Here is a 19095-nt window from a genome sequence, read left to right on the forward strand (position 1 = left end):
CCCCTGCCAATATCATTTCTCCTTCATAAACTTCACCACAAGCATTGACACATACATAAGAACCTACTTTCAATCCATTTTCAAGACCTAATTCGATATATCCCGTTCCACCTTTCATTACGGTATCAAACCCACGCAATTTCCCGACAGTCGCACCGCAACCTGCTCCGATATTTCCTGTCAAAACCTCATTGGATGCTTTTTTTGCTGCTAAATATCCCATTTGTTTATTTGGACGTATATGAGGATTTCCTACAGCTAAATCAAAAAGTACTGCACCACATACAATCGGCACTTTTGCAACCCCGACATCAAATCCGATTCCTTGTTCTTCCAAATAATCCATGACTCCACAGGTGCTTTCCAGTCCGAATGCAGAACCTCCCGACAACACGACACTATGTACTTGCTCTACTGTTTTTTCCGATTTTAACAAATCTGTTTCTCTTGTTCCCGGAGCAGATCCTCTTACACAACAACCTGCAGTTGCTCCGTCCTTTGCAATAATGACTGATACCCCCGTCAAAGCTTCCGAATTCTCTTGTGTTCCTATCTCAAATCCCTCAATCGTGATTGTCTTTTTCATGGTTCTTACTCCTTTTCTTCTACTTTATGTTCCGTCATACTGTATCAAACTAATTTCCATCCACTTTTCTGACTCTGCATGATATTCATTTATTTCAAAAATCATATCTTTTCTTACTTTATCTTTCCGGTTTCGTTATTGATTTCTTCGTTTCTGTTATTGATTTTGGTATCGATGAAACTAAAAAAATAAAAACCACAATTTGTCAAAAACAATGTTTTAGGAAACAACCAACCAATCTACACCTCTTCATTCGTATCTTTTTTTGCAGGAACCCTTACCAACTTGTTATTTTCTTCCTCTCATTGTAATCATCTTCAAAAGTAATACTCTTCCAAAACTCAATCCATAAACCAATCCATGTCAAAAATTTATGTGTTTATGATAACGCATTATCCTATCGGTATTCGTTTTCGATATGGTTTCGGTATCAAAACCACTTTACTATATTTTTGCCAAAATCAAAAGAAAAATTCTCTTTGTTTTTCAACAAATAAATGAACTACGTCAATATCTACCATTTTATCGATACCATTGCAATCTTATCTTCAATCTATCCTTCGTCAAGACATAAAAAATCGATGAAGAAGGAATTTCCTTCTTTCATCGATTCAATTACTCTTATTCAATCATATTTTTTATCACATTATTTTGATTACAATCACACTCCACAAAATACAATTACTCTGTATATTTCGTAATTTGTATTTTATCCAATGCTTTTCCTACAATAAAGAACAATACTGCTCCCATCAATCCTTGTGTGCAGTTGGACGGAACGGATGACAATGCGACAGCAAAACTTCCTTTTAGGATAGTTCCTCCAATTAAATATCCTACTACCATCACAACAAATCCTGCCAACACGCCGACAACTGTACTGACAGAAAAGAATTTTTCTTCTTTTGATTCATATTTGGAAAAGTATCCTACTACAAAACCCATCAACGCTTTAATAACAAAGGTAAATGGTGCCCAATGTCCATAACCTGAAAAAACATCAGCAAACATGGAGCCGATTCCACCTGCAAGCGCACCGTTTCTTCTTCCGAAGAACACAGCAATCAAAAATATCATGCTGTCCCCAAAATGTATGTATCCTTCCGTCATTGGAACCGGAATTTGAATAATCATCGTACTTACGGTAACCAACGCAATAAATAGAGCACTTAATACTAATTTTTTCAAAGATGTTGTTGTATTCATCTTCTTCCTCCTTTTATTCAATTTTGTCTGTTTTTGATTATGATGTATGATAAAAAATAAAATGAATTTTCTACTGTTCTAATCAATATAACCAATGATAATATTAACTGTTTTCAAATTAGAAATCAAGAATTATTATTTGTTATTTTTTTATCATACAAAAAATGTCATCCGAATTTTTATATTTTCTGTGGATATTATTTATTTTTTATCCACATATTTTGTTGAAGTTTTTGTTAACTTTTGGTATATTATCTTTGCTTGTTGATAACTTTACAAAAAGTTATCCATTTATCCACATCCTGTGTATAACTTTGTGGATAAACTATCATTTTTTATCACAAATATGAATAATTATCTCATTTTCATAAGTTATCCACAATATATTCATATTTTTTTATTTTTAAAATATTTTTAAGTTATCTACAGAATTTTACTTTTTTTTATTACTTATACACAAAATTATAACCATCTTTTTTTGACCTATTTTATTCTGAAAGATTTTGATTTTTTTGTGGATAATCCCTCAAAAAAGTAAAAAAATTAGTTTGGGAGGGTAAGTTATGAACGCACAAGAACTATGGAAAGCAGTCAAAAAAGAATTTGCTGAGAAAGTATATCCGGAAACAAGTGTAATATACAAAACTTTCATTGATCACCTGGAACCTTGTATGATTAGGAATCATAAATTGATTTTAATTTCTACAAGTCAACTGATATTAGAGATGGTGGAAAGAGAATACTTGGATATTCTAAACGATATTTTGGTAAGAAAAGCAAATTCTTCTCTATCTATTCAAGTGATTATGTCAATTGATGAGTTGGAAGTGGAAGAACAAACGGAAAAGAAAGATAGTTATCAAAAAAATATTACCTTAAATCAAAAATATACATTTGACAACTTTGTCGTAGGAAACAACAATTCCCTTGCGTATTCTGCAGGTGTAGCTGTAGCAAACGATCCTGCACATTCTTACAATCCTCTGTTTATCTACGGAGGAGTTGGACTTGGAAAAACTCACTTGATGCACGCAATTGGAAACGAGGTGTTGTCTCAAAATAAAGATGCAAAAATTCTTTATCTTTCTTCAGAAACTTTCACGAATGACTTGATTAACTCCATCAAAGATGACACCAATGAAGAATTCCGTAACAAATATCGAAAAGATGTGGATATTCTTCTGATTGATGATATTCAATTTATTTCAGAAAAGGAAAGAACACAAGAAGAATTTTTCCATACCTTTAATACACTACACGGCGCAAATAAACAGATTATCATTTCAAGTGACCGTCCGCCAAAAGAAATTCCAATGCTGGCAGATCGTCTCAGATCAAGATTTGAAATGGGATTGATTGTTGATATTCAACCACCGGACTATGAAACCAGAATTGCTATTTTGAGGAAAAAAGCACAGGAAGACAAACGCAATGTTCCCGATGGTGTATTTGAATATGTTGCAAAAAATATTAAATCGAACATTCGTGAGTTGGAAGGTGCTTTGACAAGAATTTTTGCTTATGCCAATCTTACCAAAAAAGAACCGACACCTGAAATTGCAGAACAAGCATTAAAAGATATCTTTGAAAGCAAACAACGTGTGGAAATTACTCCAAACTTCATCAAAGAAAAAGTTGCAGAATCCTTCTCCATTCAAATGGATGATTTTTATTTAGACACTCGAAAACAAAAAATTGCTTATCCAAGACAAATTGCAATGTATCTCTGTCGTGAATTGACTGATTTGTCACTGACGAAAATCGCAACGGAATTCGGAAAAAAAGACCATTCTACTGTAATGCATGCTTGCGATAGAATCAAAAAAGATATCAGAACAGATGAAAAAATAAAAGAAAAAATTGAAAATCTGAAAAAAGACATTCAAAACGCATAATTTATCTGATTACTTTTTATGTTATTTAAATAACAAAGAAAGAGAAAAAGAAAAAAGTCTCCTAAAAAATTTTTTAATTTTTTTCTTTCTTTGTTATTTTTTTATTGTTTGAAATTTCAACGTTTCTTTTTATGGTGAATTTTTTTTATCTGCTCCATTTATCCACAATGACCTCCTTATGTTCTACTTTTTATCCACATACTTTTACCAAACTCTCTTTCCGATAAAATCACCCTTTATTTGAGTTATCCTCAAATCCACAGCCCCTACTACTACTACTAAAAATTGTTATTATTTATATTTACAGAGTACCTAGCCATAATTTCTCAACAAAAAAATTAGGTAGTACAGAATTCTTTTTTTTTGTGTATAATACAAATATAGAATTCACCGATAAAAGGAGATTGTATTATGAAATTTACTGTAAACCAAAGAGAGTTTTCTGAAGCGTTGGCAATTGCATCAAAAGCCATTATTAGTAAAACTCCTCTTGATATTTTAAAAGGATTTTATTTAGAAGCGTACGAAAATGAATTGACTATTACCGGTAATAATTTGGAAATTGGAATTCGTACTTCTATCGATGCTGTCGTTGAAGTAGAAGGAAAATCAGTTATCGATGCCAAAATTCTATCCGATATGATTCGAAAATTGCCGAATGAAAGAGTGACTGTTTCTATCAAAGACGGAAATGTTTTGTTACAATGTCAAAAATTGAAATTCAACATTAAAGAGATGCTAGATAACGGTTTTCCGACAGTAGATGAATTGGAAGAAGCAGTTTATCAAAATATTCGTCCTGAAATTTTGGAAGAGATGATTAAGAAAACGCATTTTGCCGTTACAATGGATGAAACCAAACCTGTGTTTATGGGAGAATTGGTAGAATTAGAAGATAATCAATTAAATATGATTGCATTGGACGGATTTCGTTTGGCGTATAAAAAATGTGAACTGAAGTCGTCTGTCGGCTCACGAAGTATGATTATTCCGGGAAAGACAATGGTTGAAATTATGAGACTTTGTCAAACCGTAGAGGATGATGTGAAAATCGGAATCGAAGACAGACATGCGAGTTTCTTATTTGGAAGAACTCTTGTCAACACACAGTTGATTCAAGGGGAATTTTCAAAATACGAAGAAATTATTCCAAAGGAATTTTCGACTAAAATCAAATTGAATCGTCAAAAATTTATTGATGCCTTAGATCGTGCGACTTTGGTTTCTAAAAACTATTTGGTGAAACTTCTGATTCAAAATGATGAGCTTATCATTACTGCACATGATAATGAAGTTGGAAACTTGGAAGAGATTTTGGATGTTGAATTAGAAGGAAAAAATTTGGAAATTGCATTTAACATTCGATTTTTCTTAGATTCCTTGAAAGTGATGGAAGATGAGTATATTTATATGAACTTCAATACGAATGTGAGTCCTTGTATCATAAAACCGGAATTCGAAACAGACTATACTTATTTGGTATTGCCGGTTCGTATTTAATAACAGATTATCTTCAAAAACTTTTTTACACATCTGTTCTTATCCTGTACCGGTATAAAAACAGAGGGAATCATAATTGACAGAAAATAAATATGTGATACAATGATAGGGACAGGTTAATTATTGTATTACATAAAATATAGGAGGAAATTTGAAATGAAATGTTTAATTACTGAATTAGTACATCCATCAGGTGTGGATATTCTAAAACAACATTATGATGTAACTTTGGCTTACGGAAAGAGCTTAGATGAAGTAAAAGAAATGGTAAAGGATTATGAAATTCTAATCGTTCGTTCTGATACACCGGTTCAAAAAGATATGATTGATGCCGGAGCAAAATTAAAAGTAATCGGAATGGCAGGAATCGGTCTTAACCATATTGATACAAAATATGCAGAAGAAAAAGGTATCAAAGTATTCAACGTAAAAGATGGAAGTATCGATTCCGTTGCAGAATTGGCATTAACATTGATGCTTACTGTAATGAGAAAAGTAAACCCTGCAAACAATGCGGTAAAACAAGGTAAATGGGATAAAATGGGATTCACAGGAAACCTATTAACAGAAAAAACAGTTGGTATTTTAGCTGTAGGAAGAATCGGAAGCCGTGTTGCAAAGCTTTGTCAAGGATTTGGATGTAACGTAATCGGATACGATCCATACCTTCCACAAGAAGTAGCTGATCAAATCGGAGTAAAATTGATGAGCTTGGATGAAGTATTGAAAACAGCTGATATTTTATCTATTCATATGCCTTTGACACCTGAAACAAGACATATGATTGGTAAAGAACAATTAGATATGATGAAAGAAGGAAGTTTCTTATTCAACCTTGGAAGAGGTGGACTTGTAGATGAAGATGCATTGTATGATGCATTAAAATCAGGACATATTGCAGGAGCAGGACTTGACGTTGTTGAAGTAGAACCACCTTCTCCTGACCATAAATTATTCGAATTAGATAACTGTATCATTACTTGCCATATCGGAGCAGGTTCTTATGAAGCTCAAGAAAAAATTGCAAAATCTTTAGCAAATCAAATTATCGAATACTTGTCAAAATAAATGTTTAATTTGATGGTTTAATAAGAATATAAAACTGATGTGAAAGTTACGACGTGACTTTTCGCATCAGTTTTTTTTATAGAAATTCATTTGAAAATAAATTTTATAAAACATTTAAAATATTTTTGAAATGATTTTAAAATAGGAGTATCATACTAGATATATTTTTTGATAACTTTTTTTGAGATGGATTTGAAAAAGTAGAGATAGAGATACGTTATAGAAAAAAGATACTTTTTATATATGCTATTTTTTGTGTAAATAACTGGTTTTGAGTATAGATTTTTCTACATAAAAAAAAGCATATTTTATCATAGTTTTCTGAAAATTTTGTGGTATAATTGGCTTGTTAAATTATTTATATTCTCTAAAGAAAGAAGGGGATTTATGTTATTTCATTTGGGTTTGGATGTAGGATCAACCACAGTAAAATTGATTTTAATGAATGATGTGGGTGAAGTCCTGTATGAAGTATATCGAAGGCACAAGTCTGATGTCGTTGAAACAGTTAAAAATATCTTGAAAGAGGTATATGATAAATTTGGTAATTTAGATATTACCATTGCCGTTACAGGTAGTGGCGGTATGTTTGTTGAAAAATATTTCGGAATACACTTTGTTCAGGAAGTTGTTGCAGGAACAAAGGCTATTAGAGAGTATATTCCCGAAACGGATGTTGCAATTGAACTTGGAGGAGAGGATTCCAAAATCACTTATTTATCCGGAAATATTGAACAGAGAATGAATTCTATCTGTGCAGGAGGAACCGGTGCATTTATCGATCAGATGGCTTCCTTGATGGAACTGGATGCCGGAACATTGAATGAAAGGGCAAAACAGTATACTAAGATTTATCCGATTGCTTCAAGATGTGGAGTATTTGCAAAGACGGATATTCAAGCACTTATGAATCAAGGAGCATCGAAAGAGGACATTTCAGCCTCTGTTTTTCAATCAGTCGTGAATCAGACAATTTCTAACTTGGCATGTGGGAGACCAATCAAGGGAAACATTGCGTTGCTGGGAGGTCCTCTTCATTTTTTAAGTGAGTTAAGAGTGAGGTTTGAAGAAACGATAGGAAGAGATGAAAATACCTTTATCGTTCCTGAAAATTCTCAACTCTATGTTGCTTTAGGTGCTTGTTTAGCATCAAAATCCTGTGAAAAGACTACTTTTTTTGAATTGATCAAAAAGATAAACGGAGAAATTCTATTGGAGATAGACGAAAGTCAAACACTAGATCCTCTCTTTTATTCACAAGAAGAGATAGATGCTTTTAGAGAGAGTCATCGAGATGTGAAAGTACAAAACAACAGTATCGAGTCCTATCGTGGTCCGTGTTATTTAGGACTTGATGCGGGATCGACCACTTCAAAATTAGTGTTGTTGGATGATAATTCCAATATTTTGTATTCTCATTACTCAAACAATAACGGAAATCCTCTTGAAATAGCAGTTGAAGTATTAAAAGATATTTATGATAAGTTACCGGAAGGTGCTTGGATTGCATCTTCAGGTATTACAGGTTATGGAGAAGACTTTTTAAGAGCAGCGATTGGAATTGATGTCGGTGAAGTTGAAACGATTGCTCACTATACGGCAGCAAAATATTTTGAACCGGATGTTGATTTTATTTTGGATATAGGTGGCCAAGATATGAAGGCGATGCATATTTCAGATGGAATTATCGACTCTATTCAGTTAAATGAAGCTTGTTCTTCCGGTTGCGGTTCCTTTATTGAAACCTTTGCCAAGTCACTGGGTATGACGGTCGAAGAGTTCCAAAATGCCGCACTGCAAGCGGAAAGACCGGTTGATTTGGGTTCAAGATGTACTGTTTTTATGAATTCCAAAGTAAAACAGGCACAGAAAGAGGGAGCAAGCTCGAAAGATATTGCGGCAGGACTGTGCTATTCCGTCATCAAAAATGCACTTCAAAAAGTAATTAAATTAAGAGATCCAAGTAAATTGGGTACCAAAGTCGTTGTTCAGGGAGGTACTTTTTACGGAGACGGAATTTTGAGGGCATTTGAAAAAATTTCCGGTAAAACTGCGATAAGACCATCTATTTCCGGTCTAATGGGTGCGTTTGGTATGGCTTTGATTGCCAAAAAAAGACAACACGAAAAATCGACCTTATTTACTTTAGAACAATTGGAAAACTTTTCTTATAAACAAACAAATGCAAGATGTGGTCTTTGCTCTAACAACTGTGCTTTGACAGTCAATATTTTTTCTGACGGTTCCAGATATATTACAGGTAATCGATGTGAAAGAGGATTAGGAGTGAAAAAGGAGATTAAAACACTACCGAACCTCTATGATTACAAATATAAGAGGGTATTCGATTATGAGCCTCTTCCATTGGAACTTGCACCGATGGGAAGTGTCGGATTACCGAGAGTTTTGAATATGTATGAAAACTATCCTTTTTGGTTCCGATTCTTTACAGACCTGGGTTTTTCTGTTGTCCTCTCTGAAGATACGACAAGAAATACCTATGAAAAAGGAATTGCATCCATCACTTCGGAAACTTGTTGTTATCCGGCAAAAATGGTGCATGGGCATATTGAATCCTTGGTGGAAAGAGGAGTGAATCTTATTTTCTATCCTTCCGTTTTCTATGAAAAGAAGGAGTATGAAAAAAGTCAAAATCACTTGAATTGTCCTGTTGTGGCAGGTTATCCTGAAGTGATTAAGAATAACGTTGATTCCATAGAAGAAAAAGGAATAGAATATTTGAATCCGTTTCTTTCTTTTGACTCACAGAAGGGATTGACAAAAAGACTGTTTGAAGTGTTTGGAAAGAAAGGAATCAGCAAAGAGAGAATCAAATCAGCAGTTTCTTCTGCTTACCAAGAACTGGAAAAATACCGAGAAGATGTAGCAAGAGAAGGAAAAAGAGCATTAGAGTATATTGAAGAAAATCAGATAAAGGCAATTGTATTGGCAGGAAGACCTTATCATATCGATCCTGAAGTGAACCATGGAATACCGGGGTTGATTACTTCACTTGGCTATGCTGTGATTTCAGAGGATTCTCTAGTAAAAAACTATGAGATTTCACAAGAGCTGAGAGTTTTGGACCAATGGGTTTATCATTCAAGACTTTATCGTGCAGCAGAATTTGTCGGAAAGAGAAAAGACCTTGAAATGGTACAGTTAAACTCCTTTGGATGTGGTCTGGATGCAGTTACGACAGATCAAGTTAATGAAATTCTAAATGCCAACGGCAAAATATACACTGTCATTAAAATCGATGAGGTTTCAAATTTAGGTGCTATTAAAATCCGTTTGAGATCTCTGATGCAGGCACTGGAAGATAGAAAGTTTGTTCCAAAAGAAGAATATCGTTTGGATAATTTGAATATACCGTTTACCAAAGAGATGAAACGTGAATACACCATACTTTGTCCACAGATGGCAAAAGACCATTTTGAGATATTAGAGGGAGCATTGAAAAGTGAAGGGTATCGAATTGAATTTTTGCCGAATGTAAATTCACAAGTTGTGGAAGAGGGATTGAAGTATGTCAACAATGATGCTTGCTACCCTTCTATTATTGTAGTTGGTCAAATGATGGATGCAATCTCTTCCGGAAAATATGATGTCAACAAATTAGCACTTCTTATGACTCAAACGGGAGGAGCCTGCAGAGCTTCCAATTATGCAGGTTTTATCAGAAGGGCATTAAAAGACAGAGGGATGGAGCAGATTCCTGTCATAGCAATTTCAGCACAAGGAATCGAAAAGAATCCGGGTTTTCAAATTTCATTAGATTTGCTGAAAAAAGGACTTGGAGGAATTCTTCTGGGAGACCTGTTAATGAGATTGAGAAATGCTGTAAAACCTTATGAAAAAAATGAAGGGGAAGCGGATCAATTAAAATCTTACTATATTGAGAAATGTAAGAAGTTTGTTGTAAAACCGAATATGAGAGGATATAAGGCACTTGTAAACGAGATAGTGGATGCGTTTGAAAAGATTGAAGTCTATGATAAGAAGTTAATTAAAGTTGGAATTGTCGGTGAAATACTTGTCAAATATTTACCGGAAGCCAATAATAATTTGCAAGATATATTGGAAAAAGAAGGATGTGAAGTTGTTATGCCTGATTTAACCGATTTTCTGATGTATTGTTTGAGAAATTCCGTTCATAAGAGTGGTATTTTATCAAAATCCAAAATATCTGCGATATATAGTCAGATGGGAGTAGATTTCATCGAATATCTTAGAAAACCGATTAGAAAGAGATTGAAAAAATCACGTTTTCATGAACCGGAGTATATCGAAAACTTGGAAAAGATGGCAGAACCTATCGTATCTCTCGGAAATCAATATGGAGAAGGTTGGCTTTTGACATCAGAAATGATAGAGTTGATTCAACAGGGAGTTGGAAGCATTGTTTGTATCCAACCGTTCGGTTGTCTTCCAAATCATATTACCGGCAAGGGAGTTATCAAAAGAATCAGAAAAGACTATCCGAATGTTACCATCACCCCGATAGACTATGATCCGGGAGCTTCTGAAGTCAATCAAATCAACAGAATTAAATTGATGTTGTCCAGCGTTAAAGAATGTCAGTTGAATGAGTGAGAAAGAAATATATCATAGGATGAAATAGAGTGAAAAAGATTTTTTGTTAAGTGTGAAATGTTGGAACAATCACTCAATGATGAAAAGAAGTTTCCAAAACTGATAACAAAGTATGACTCAAAATCGAAAAAAGATTGGTTTCTATTAACATCTTCATAAGTGGTAGGTCATAGGATAAGTTTTGAAAAATCTTTGTGCTTAGAAAGAATAACAAATCACTTATATAGAGAAAGTTTGATATTTTCGTATCGAAACAAATAAAAACACCACTTCGTATATTCCATGAAAGGATTACGAAGTGGTGTTTTTTATGACATTCATCATGAACAATTTATTATCATTTATAGATTCATCATAATATAAGTTCCAAGGATAAAGCAGATAATAGAGATAACGGCTCTGATTGCTGAGTTATAATTTGTGTCTCTTCTACCCGTTCTGTTATATTCCATATCAGAAAGATATCTCCGAGTGCCTGAACTGGTAAACATAATAATTCCCATAACATATAAGATGATTGCAAGTCCCATAACACTACCTCCTTTTTTTAATATATAACACATAATTGTCTATAAATCAAATATAATCAGTCCAACACTCAGATTCGTATGAATCGGGATATTTGATGAGTTAAAATCTGAAAAATTGAAATTAACTTCGTTTATATTTTTACATATCACCGATTGCAATAATAAACGACAATCTGATAGGGAAACTGTCTGAGAGTATATGAATATAAGATATGTTACTTTGGCATAGAGAAAAAGGATAGTTGAAATGGAATATTTTTCATAGGATGACACTTTTTATTATGGTAACAGTAATTTACGAATACAGTTCGATTGCAAAACTGCACGATATATTCTATCGCTAAAGATATTTTTTCAAGATGGAGGAAACCAGATTTTCTTTCTCTTTTGTATTACATAGATTACATAGTGATTACGATATAGTATCATTTCAACGTAAAGTATGGTATTCATTATTTTTATTGATAGAATTACTGTAAACAATGCGTTTCAGTTGTGATGAATAAAATGGAAAGTGATAAGGAGAGTGAATAATTATGAGTAATTACAAGAGGATTTTTGCGATGTTTGGAATGACGGTACTGTTGTTTTCAGGTGTTTGTTATGCAAGCTCGGTAGAATACCGACTTACGATAGATGGAAAACAGATTAAAACGGATGTACAGCCTCAATTGATTCGAAATTCTACCTATGTTCCTGTCCGTTTTTTTGCAAACGGTGTGGGTGCAAGTGTTCAGTTTCATAAACCGAATATCACCATTCAAAAAGGTGATACTACGGTTACCTGTTCGATAGGTAGCAGTGTCTATACAAGGAATGGCGAAAAATTTTCTACAAAAGAGAAACCTTACCTTTTTCAAAATCGAGTGTTTGTTCCTCTTCGTATTGTAGGAGAATTACTTCATTGTGAAGTAAGCAGTTCTGTAAAATACAGTACGACAGATGAAAACAAAACCATTCATCATTTGGAGCTTCATCAATCAACAGGGAAAGATGTGCCTGTGACAGCAAAAAATCTTGAGAAAGAAATTAAATTATCTCCCGATGGAAATTGGGGAATTTTGACCGATAAAATTGAAGAGATAAAAAATAACAATGCATACGCATTCTATATTAAAAATATGAAAACACAGGAGATAAAACAGGTATATAGCTCAAATGTGTTTGCGACCGAAGATGCACAGTGGATGAAGGACAATACAGTATTGTTCGGTGGAATGGATGATAAGAATGAAGATTATGCAAGAGTATTGATGATGTATGATCCAAAAAAAGATAAGATACAACAACTGTTTCCTGCAAGCAGATACCGTTATTCTATGAAGAAACACAACATCATCTATACCCATCAAACAGAAAATGAAAGAATGAGATTAGAGTTGGGAACTCCTTATCTTTATGATGTTGCTACGAAGAAAAAAAATAAAATTACTCCTGAACAGTATGAAAAATGGGATGAGGAATACTGGCAGGAAAAATCTTCTGCAAACAATAAAAAATAAGTATGGTTTCTGTCAGATTTGCGAATGGGAGAACTTTATGAAATCGTTATAACGGAATCTAAAAATATCCGGAAGTTCTCTTTGTCAAAGTTTGGAATAACATACTTGATTCTGTGAATGAAATTGAGTGCTGTAACAAAATAAGATGAAGAATGAAAAGAAAAAACAGAGATAGTATTGAATTATCCAAAATAGAGAATTGATGATAATAGAATCCTTAGCAAAATTTTGTGAGGATTCTATTTTTTATTTTGATAATACAATTTAATTGATATTATTTCTTGAAATGATAAATCAGAAGGAATATAATAGAATGATAGAACATTTTATTGGAATGATATTGGACGGGTGGATGAAATGAAACATATATTGATTAGAGCAAATAACATATATAAAACCTATTCATTGGACTCGGTAGAGGTTCATGCTCTGTCAAATGTCAGTTTTGAAATATATGACGGAGAATTTTTGGTTATTTTGGGACCTTCCGGTTCCGGAAAAAGTACCATGTTGAACATCATCGGAGGAATGGATACGTTGACAGAAGGAACACTTTTTTTTGAAGATACTGCAATACATAATGCTAATGAAAAATATTTGACCGTCTATCGGAGAGAAAATATCGGATTTGTATTCCAATTCTACAATTTGATGTCCAATTTAACCGCACTGGAAAATGTGGAGTTGAGCGCAGAAATTGCAAAAAATCCGTTCTCTGCAAAAGAAATGCTATGTTCTGTAGGTTTGGAAGATAGAATGTATCATTTTCCGATGCAGTTGTCCGGTGGAGAACAGCAACGCGTCGCACTTGCACGTGCACTATGCAAAAATCCGAAACTTCTGCTGTGCGATGAACCGACCGGAGCGTTGGATTCCAAAACCAGTATTGAGATACTGAAGGTTTTGAAATCATTTCACACCGATTATGGTAAAACAGTGATTATTATTACGCACAATGCCGCCATTGCGGATATGGCGGATCGTGTATTTTTTATTAAAGACGGCACTATCACCCATATCCAAGAAAACCCTTCTCCGGTTCCTGTGGAACAGTTGGTTTTCTAAATAACAGTCATCTTTTTGGAGGTGATACCATGATTCTATACAAAAAATTAAAACGAGATTTGATAGGAAAAAAAGAATCCAATTTGGCGGTTATTGTTTTGATTGCGCTCGGTATTACCGTTTTTTCCGCATTCGATATGCTGGGTGCCAATTTGGTCGATGCACAACAGAGTTTTTATCATTCCTGTAACTTTGCAGACGGATTTATTGACATTCAATCCATTCCTTATCAAAAAATCAAATCTTTGAAACAAATCGAAGGAATTTCTCAAATGGAAGGGCATATTGCAGAAACATTTCGTATGAATTTTCCACATAGCCGCGATGATATCTACATCAGGTTGTTGTCTTATGACGATTCCGTCAATCAGGTCAATCAGTTTTTATTGCAAGACGGAGCATATCCTAAAATCGGAAAAAATGAGATTTTGCTTGACAGTAACTTTGCCAAATACAATCATTTGTCTATCGGTGATACCATCTACGTCGTGTACAACGGAACGGAAAATCCGTTCATAATCAGCGGAATCGGTGCAAGTCCGGAATTTATTTATGCACTGAAAGATGTTCGAGATATTGTTCCCGATTACAGTACCTACGGAATCGGAATTACATCATTGAGAACGATGGAAAAAATGACATCTCTCAATCAATCCTATAACAATATTGTATTTACCTTGAAAGAAGGATATGAATTTACCGATGTATCTGAAGTTCTTAAGAGTTCCTTGAAACATTATTCCGTATCTTCCATTCTCTCAAAGGAACATCATACAAGTCATGTAACGGTAGATGGTGAAATTACGGAATGTAAGACCACAAGTCATATTTTGCCGATGATATTTCTTTTTATTTCTTCCATGATTCAGATTATGATGCTGGAACGATTGGTACAATCTCAACGAACCCAAATCGGTATTTTAAAAGCGTTCGGTTATACCAATCTTCGCATCCAATTTCATTACATCATGTTTGCCGTGATCCTCGGGATGTTAGGCTCTGTACTTGGAGTCTTACTTTCCGTTCCGATTTTATATTCTCTTGTAGATATGTATGGTGATTTTTTTAATTTTCCACATATTTCAAAGGCATTGTCCTTGCAAGTTTTTGGAATCAGTCTTTTGATGGGTACTCTGTTTTCCTTTCTGGCAGGGTATCTTGGAACAAAGAAAATTTTGTTACTCTCTCCCTTAGATGCATTCAAAGCGGAAGAACCGCATTATATTCGAAAAAAGACCTTTTTAGATTCTTTCACCTTTTTGTTTCATACCTTCGGGAAGATGTCGCTTCGCAATATCTCTCGTAACAGAAAGCGCAGTTTTTTTATTCTGATTGGAATTACACTTTCGTTTACATTGACTGCAGTGATGTTTATGATGTACAGCCTATGGGATACCGTCATTACGGATAAGTACAGTTACAATGAAATTTATACCGGAAAAATGGAATTTCAGAGTGTTGTAAACAAATCTGATGCGATGTTGGAACTAAAGAAGAGACAGGAAGTTTCGGAGATTGAATCGTTGTTGGAAGTTCCCGTATCGTTTCAATATCAAAATCATATCAAAGAGGCAAATATTATCGGTGTGGAACAACATTCCGATTTGTATCATATTGTAGACGTGCACAACCATGAAGTTCCGATACAAAACGATGGAGTTTTTCTTTCACATAAGCTTGCAGAAGTCCTACAGGTGCAAGTCGGAGATATGGTATATGTCGAAAGTTCTTTCATGAAAAAAAGAAAAAAAGTTCCGGTACAAGTAATAAAAATCATTCCGCAAAGTGTCGGAATCAACGCCTATATGAGTCAAAAAACATTGGAAGGATTACTGAATCAAAAAAATATTGCAACCTCTCTTATTTTTCATGCAAGCCAAGAATCTGTAGAACAACTCAGAAAAGACTATGATGAGAGCAATATTGTATCGAATGTCGTTCACACCGGAGTCAGAAAGCAAAAAATGGTGGAATTTATGGCACATTTTCAATTTATGATGTATATTTTTTGTAGTTTAGGAGCGATTATGTGTTTCATTGTAGTCTACAATTCCTACATTATCAGTATTGCCGAAAGAAATCGAGAGCTGTCCTCCCTGCTCGTGCTTGGCATGAGTCGTAAGGAAGTTGCTCAAATCATTGCATTGGAACAGCAAATCCTTGCATTCTTCGGGGTACTTCTCGGACTTCCGTTGACAAAGGTGTTGTTGAAGTATGTTTCCATTGCCTTGTCAGATGACAATTTCAGTATTCCGACAACCATAATACCTTCCAAATTTGCAATCTCACTGTTGTGTATTGTCCTATCCATGGTACTTGCACAGTATTCGGGAAGAAAAAAAATCAATGAGTTGGTGATTGTGGAAGTGTTGAAAGAACGTGAATAATACGAGATTATGATAACATTGTTATCAACTTCAATGTGAGATATATCATCTTGTAAGAAGTGAGAATATTATATTGCTATCAGAGAGCAATCCTGTGGATTTATCATTTCAAACTTCGATGATAGAAGGAAAGTCAAAAGGTATATCGTACAAAAATGAGATGGGAATACTTTTTATAAATAGGAAATACTATCAAACAAGAGGTGTTAAAAGATGAAGAAGAAATACAAACTTATGTTAACAGGTGCTATTTTAGCTCTAATACTTGGAATTTCGGTCATACACCTTACCGATAAATTGACCGTCAATACCGAGCAAGTTGAAAAGACAGACTTTCAGGATACTATTGAAGAAAACGGTTCTGTGGTAAGTGCAGATAAGGTGACGCTGTCCGCCGAGCTGAACGGAGTTGTTTTGACCGCCGTAAAAGAAAATACACCTGTCACACAGGGACAGGCAATCCTTACGATTGATTCCTCACAAATAGAACACCAAATTGCACAACTTCGAGGAAATTTACAGAGCATTCAAGGACAAAAAGAGATGAGTATGCCGCCGATGTATCAGTCGCAAATTGATGCACAGAAGCTGGAAATTGAAAGTACAAAAGTTGCAATGCAAGATTTGGAAAAAAACATTCAGGATGCCAAACTGTTGTATGAAGCAGGTTCCATTTCAAAATCCGAATTGGATAACTTGGAGCTGTCGTACAAACAGCTCAAAATCAAGAAAAATGCACAGGAAAAACAACTGAATCTCATCTATGAACAGGGTAAACCGAAAGCAGGAACCGACAAAATGTATGATGGTCAACAAAAGTCCGTTTTAGAAAATATGAAATTATTGGAAAATCAGAAACAAAAAGCGGTACTTCGTTCTCCTATCAACGGCATTGTTTCGGAAATTTTGGTAAAGCCCGGAGAACTGGCTCAACTTCAGTCACCCGTTGTTACCATCATTAACAAAGATCGCTTGCAAATCGAAAGTTATGTATTGACAGACGATGTCATTTATCTTCATGTCGGTGACAAAGTGAACATTCGTCAGGAAACCAACAGTGAAGACCTCTCCGGTACCGGTGTTATTTCAGAAATCAGTGCTTATGCAACAGAGCAACGCTCCGGTCTCGGATTAGACGAAAAAAAGGTGAAAGTTACCGTCTCCATTCAAGACAAGGGAACCTTGAATATCTCTGCAAACTATGATGTCCTTCTTGACTTTGTTCTAAAAGAGATGAAAGATGTCATCACCATACCAAAATCCGCAATGTTCCATTCCAAAGACGGAAAAGATGCGGTATTTGTTGTGAAGAACGGAAAAGCGGTCATTCAGGAAGTGAGCATTGCATACGAAAGCAATTCCAAATATGTGATTGAAGAGGGACTGGAAGAAGGAGATGAAGTCATCAAAGATCCGAATATAGAAGGACTCAAAGAAAATATTGCAGTCAAGTCCGAGCAAAAAGTAAAGTAATAAAAGAGACAGTCCTTATCAGTTGACTGAAATTTAGGAGATAGAGATGGTATTTTGTAACATGTGGGAGAAAGAGTAGGGATATTTGTAATCAAATTTTTTGACTACAAATATTAGTCCTAAAAGCGAATCCTTGCCTTATGACCTTATAGAAATTCTATGCCCATGAATACGCAAAGAGTATTAGATTGGTTTGATGAAAATGTTTGTAATAATTACTAATTATGATGTGAAGGAATAAAAAATGGGGAAATTATTATTGTTTGATTTGGATGGAACTTTATTAACTTCTGACAAAACAATATCCGAAGCTAATCTGATAGCATTAAGAAAATGTAGAGAAATAGGATACTTGATAGGGGTATCAACCTCAAGAAGTGAGCAGAACTGTCTATATTTTTTGGGTGAGTTGAATCCGGATATTTTGATTACAAGCGGAGGTGCTTTGGTAAAGAAAAATGATGAATATATTTATAAGGCTACATTCTCGGAAGAACGGACAAATGAAATGATAAATATTGCGAAACAGATATGTGGATTTGATTGTGAAATTACTATAGATACCATTGATAAACATTATTGGAACTATAAAGTTAATCCGTTCAATACAAGTGAAACTTGGGGTCAAAGCAGTTGGACAGATTATTCAAATTTTAGGGAAGAAGCTCTTAAGATGTGTGTTGAAATATTTGATGACAGTACGGCAAATAAGCTAAAGGATGCTTTAACAGATTGTGATTGCATCAGATTTTCTGATGGTCATTGGTATAAGTTTACCAAAAAAGGAGTAACAAAAGAGGATTCAATACGATTCGTATGTGAATCATTTTCTATATCTACTGATGAAATAATTGCTTTTGGAGATGATTATTCAGATATAGGTATGCTGAAAATTTCAGGAATTGGTGTTGCGATGGGAAATGCTATCGATGATGTAAAAAAAATATCCGATATTGTAATTGGCAGTAATGATGAGAGTGGTATAGCTGAATATCTCAATCATTTGATGGACAAGAGATAATTGATAAATGATGCGACAATACTGTATCTTTTAGATAAGATATATTGTTAATATAGAATATATATCTTATTTAGAAACTTATCTACTGTATAGAGAGGGAGATTGTTATGAAAAAACAAAAAAATAATTTAATAACGATAGAAATGTTTTGTATGGTGTTGATGCAACTTTATGTTAGTCCGAATCACTTTCGTTTTCTCAAATGGATAAATAATATTCCAAAGCCTTTTATGATGATATTCATCATATTGTCCATTCCAATTTAT

General features: G+C 34.3%; 12 protein-coding genes. 9 read left to right on the forward strand and 3 right to left on the reverse strand.

Annotated features, from left to right (window positions below):
* Together ACO5GE_RS01425 and ACO5GE_RS01430 are read right to left on the reverse strand one after the other, a co-directional pair.
* A partial coding sequence (locus ACO5GE_RS01425; protein ID WP_484829141.1) for a P1 family peptidase occupies positions 1 to 586 on the reverse strand: 586 nt, incomplete at its 3' end.
* A gap of 681 nt (positions 587 to 1267) precedes the next feature.
* Positions 1268 to 1792 (reverse strand): ECF transporter S component, encoded by a 525-nt coding sequence (locus tag ACO5GE_RS01430; protein ID WP_484829142.1) that lies wholly within the window; start codon positions 1790 to 1792, stop codon positions 1268 to 1270.
* Between the two features lie 563 nt (positions 1793 to 2355).
* Here ACO5GE_RS01430 and dnaA point away from each other — a divergent pair.
* From dnaA to ACO5GE_RS01450, 4 genes are all read left to right on the forward strand, one after another.
* Positions 2356 to 3687 (forward strand): chromosomal replication initiator protein DnaA, encoded by a 1332-nt coding sequence (dnaA, locus tag ACO5GE_RS01435; RefSeq protein ID WP_484829143.1) that lies wholly within the window; start codon positions 2356 to 2358, stop codon positions 3685 to 3687.
* Between the two features lie 411 nt (positions 3688 to 4098).
* Positions 4099 to 5187: a DNA polymerase III subunit beta gene (gene dnaN, locus ACO5GE_RS01440; RefSeq protein ID WP_484829144.1), complete on the forward strand. Its 1089-nt coding sequence runs from the start codon at positions 4099 to 4101 to the stop codon at positions 5185 to 5187.
* A 156-nt stretch (positions 5188 to 5343) separates the two neighbouring features.
* Entirely contained in the window at positions 5344 to 6255 is a 912-nt protein-coding gene (locus ACO5GE_RS01445) for a D-2-hydroxyacid dehydrogenase (RefSeq protein ID WP_484829145.1), read from the forward strand.
* A 387-nt stretch (positions 6256 to 6642) separates the two neighbouring features.
* Positions 6643 to 10851: an acyl-CoA dehydratase activase-related protein gene (locus tag ACO5GE_RS01450; protein ID WP_484829146.1), complete on the forward strand. Its 4209-nt coding sequence runs from the start codon at positions 6643 to 6645 to the stop codon at positions 10849 to 10851.
* A gap of 341 nt (positions 10852 to 11192) precedes the next feature.
* Here ACO5GE_RS01450 and ACO5GE_RS01455 read toward each other — a convergent pair whose 3' ends face one another.
* Positions 11193 to 11381 carry a hypothetical protein gene (locus tag ACO5GE_RS01455; RefSeq protein ID WP_484829147.1) on the reverse strand — a complete coding sequence of 63 codons (189 nt, stop codon included), beginning with the start codon at positions 11379 to 11381 and terminating at the stop codon, positions 11193 to 11195.
* A 536-nt stretch (positions 11382 to 11917) separates the two neighbouring features.
* On the opposite strand from ACO5GE_RS01455, the gene ACO5GE_RS01460 reads away from it, so the two are divergent.
* The 5 genes from ACO5GE_RS01460 to ACO5GE_RS01480 all read left to right on the forward strand — a co-directional run bounded on the left by ACO5GE_RS01460 (position 11918) and on the right by ACO5GE_RS01480 (position 18829).
* On the forward strand, positions 11918 to 12883 hold the full coding sequence (locus ACO5GE_RS01460) for a copper amine oxidase N-terminal domain-containing protein (protein ID WP_484829148.1): 966 nt from the start codon (positions 11918 to 11920) through the stop codon (positions 12881 to 12883).
* Positions 12884 to 13240: 357 nt separating this feature from the next.
* Positions 13241 to 13948: an ABC transporter ATP-binding protein gene (locus ACO5GE_RS01465; RefSeq protein ID WP_484829149.1), complete on the forward strand. Its 708-nt coding sequence runs from the start codon at positions 13241 to 13243 to the stop codon at positions 13946 to 13948.
* Between the two features lie 29 nt (positions 13949 to 13977).
* On the forward strand, positions 13978 to 16335 hold the full coding sequence (locus ACO5GE_RS01470) for an ABC transporter permease (protein ID WP_484829150.1): 2358 nt from the start codon (positions 13978 to 13980) through the stop codon (positions 16333 to 16335).
* Positions 16336 to 16548: 213 nt separating this feature from the next.
* On the forward strand, positions 16549 to 17808 hold the full coding sequence (locus tag ACO5GE_RS01475; protein WP_484829151.1) for an efflux RND transporter periplasmic adaptor subunit: 1260 nt from the start codon (positions 16549 to 16551) through the stop codon (positions 17806 to 17808).
* Positions 17809 to 18052: 244 nt separating this feature from the next.
* On the forward strand, positions 18053 to 18829 hold the full coding sequence (locus tag ACO5GE_RS01480; protein ID WP_484829152.1) for a Cof-type HAD-IIB family hydrolase: 777 nt from the start codon (positions 18053 to 18055) through the stop codon (positions 18827 to 18829).
* Positions 18830 to 19095 lie beyond the last annotated feature (266 nt).

Source organism: Filifactor sp., from assembly GCF_057248345.1.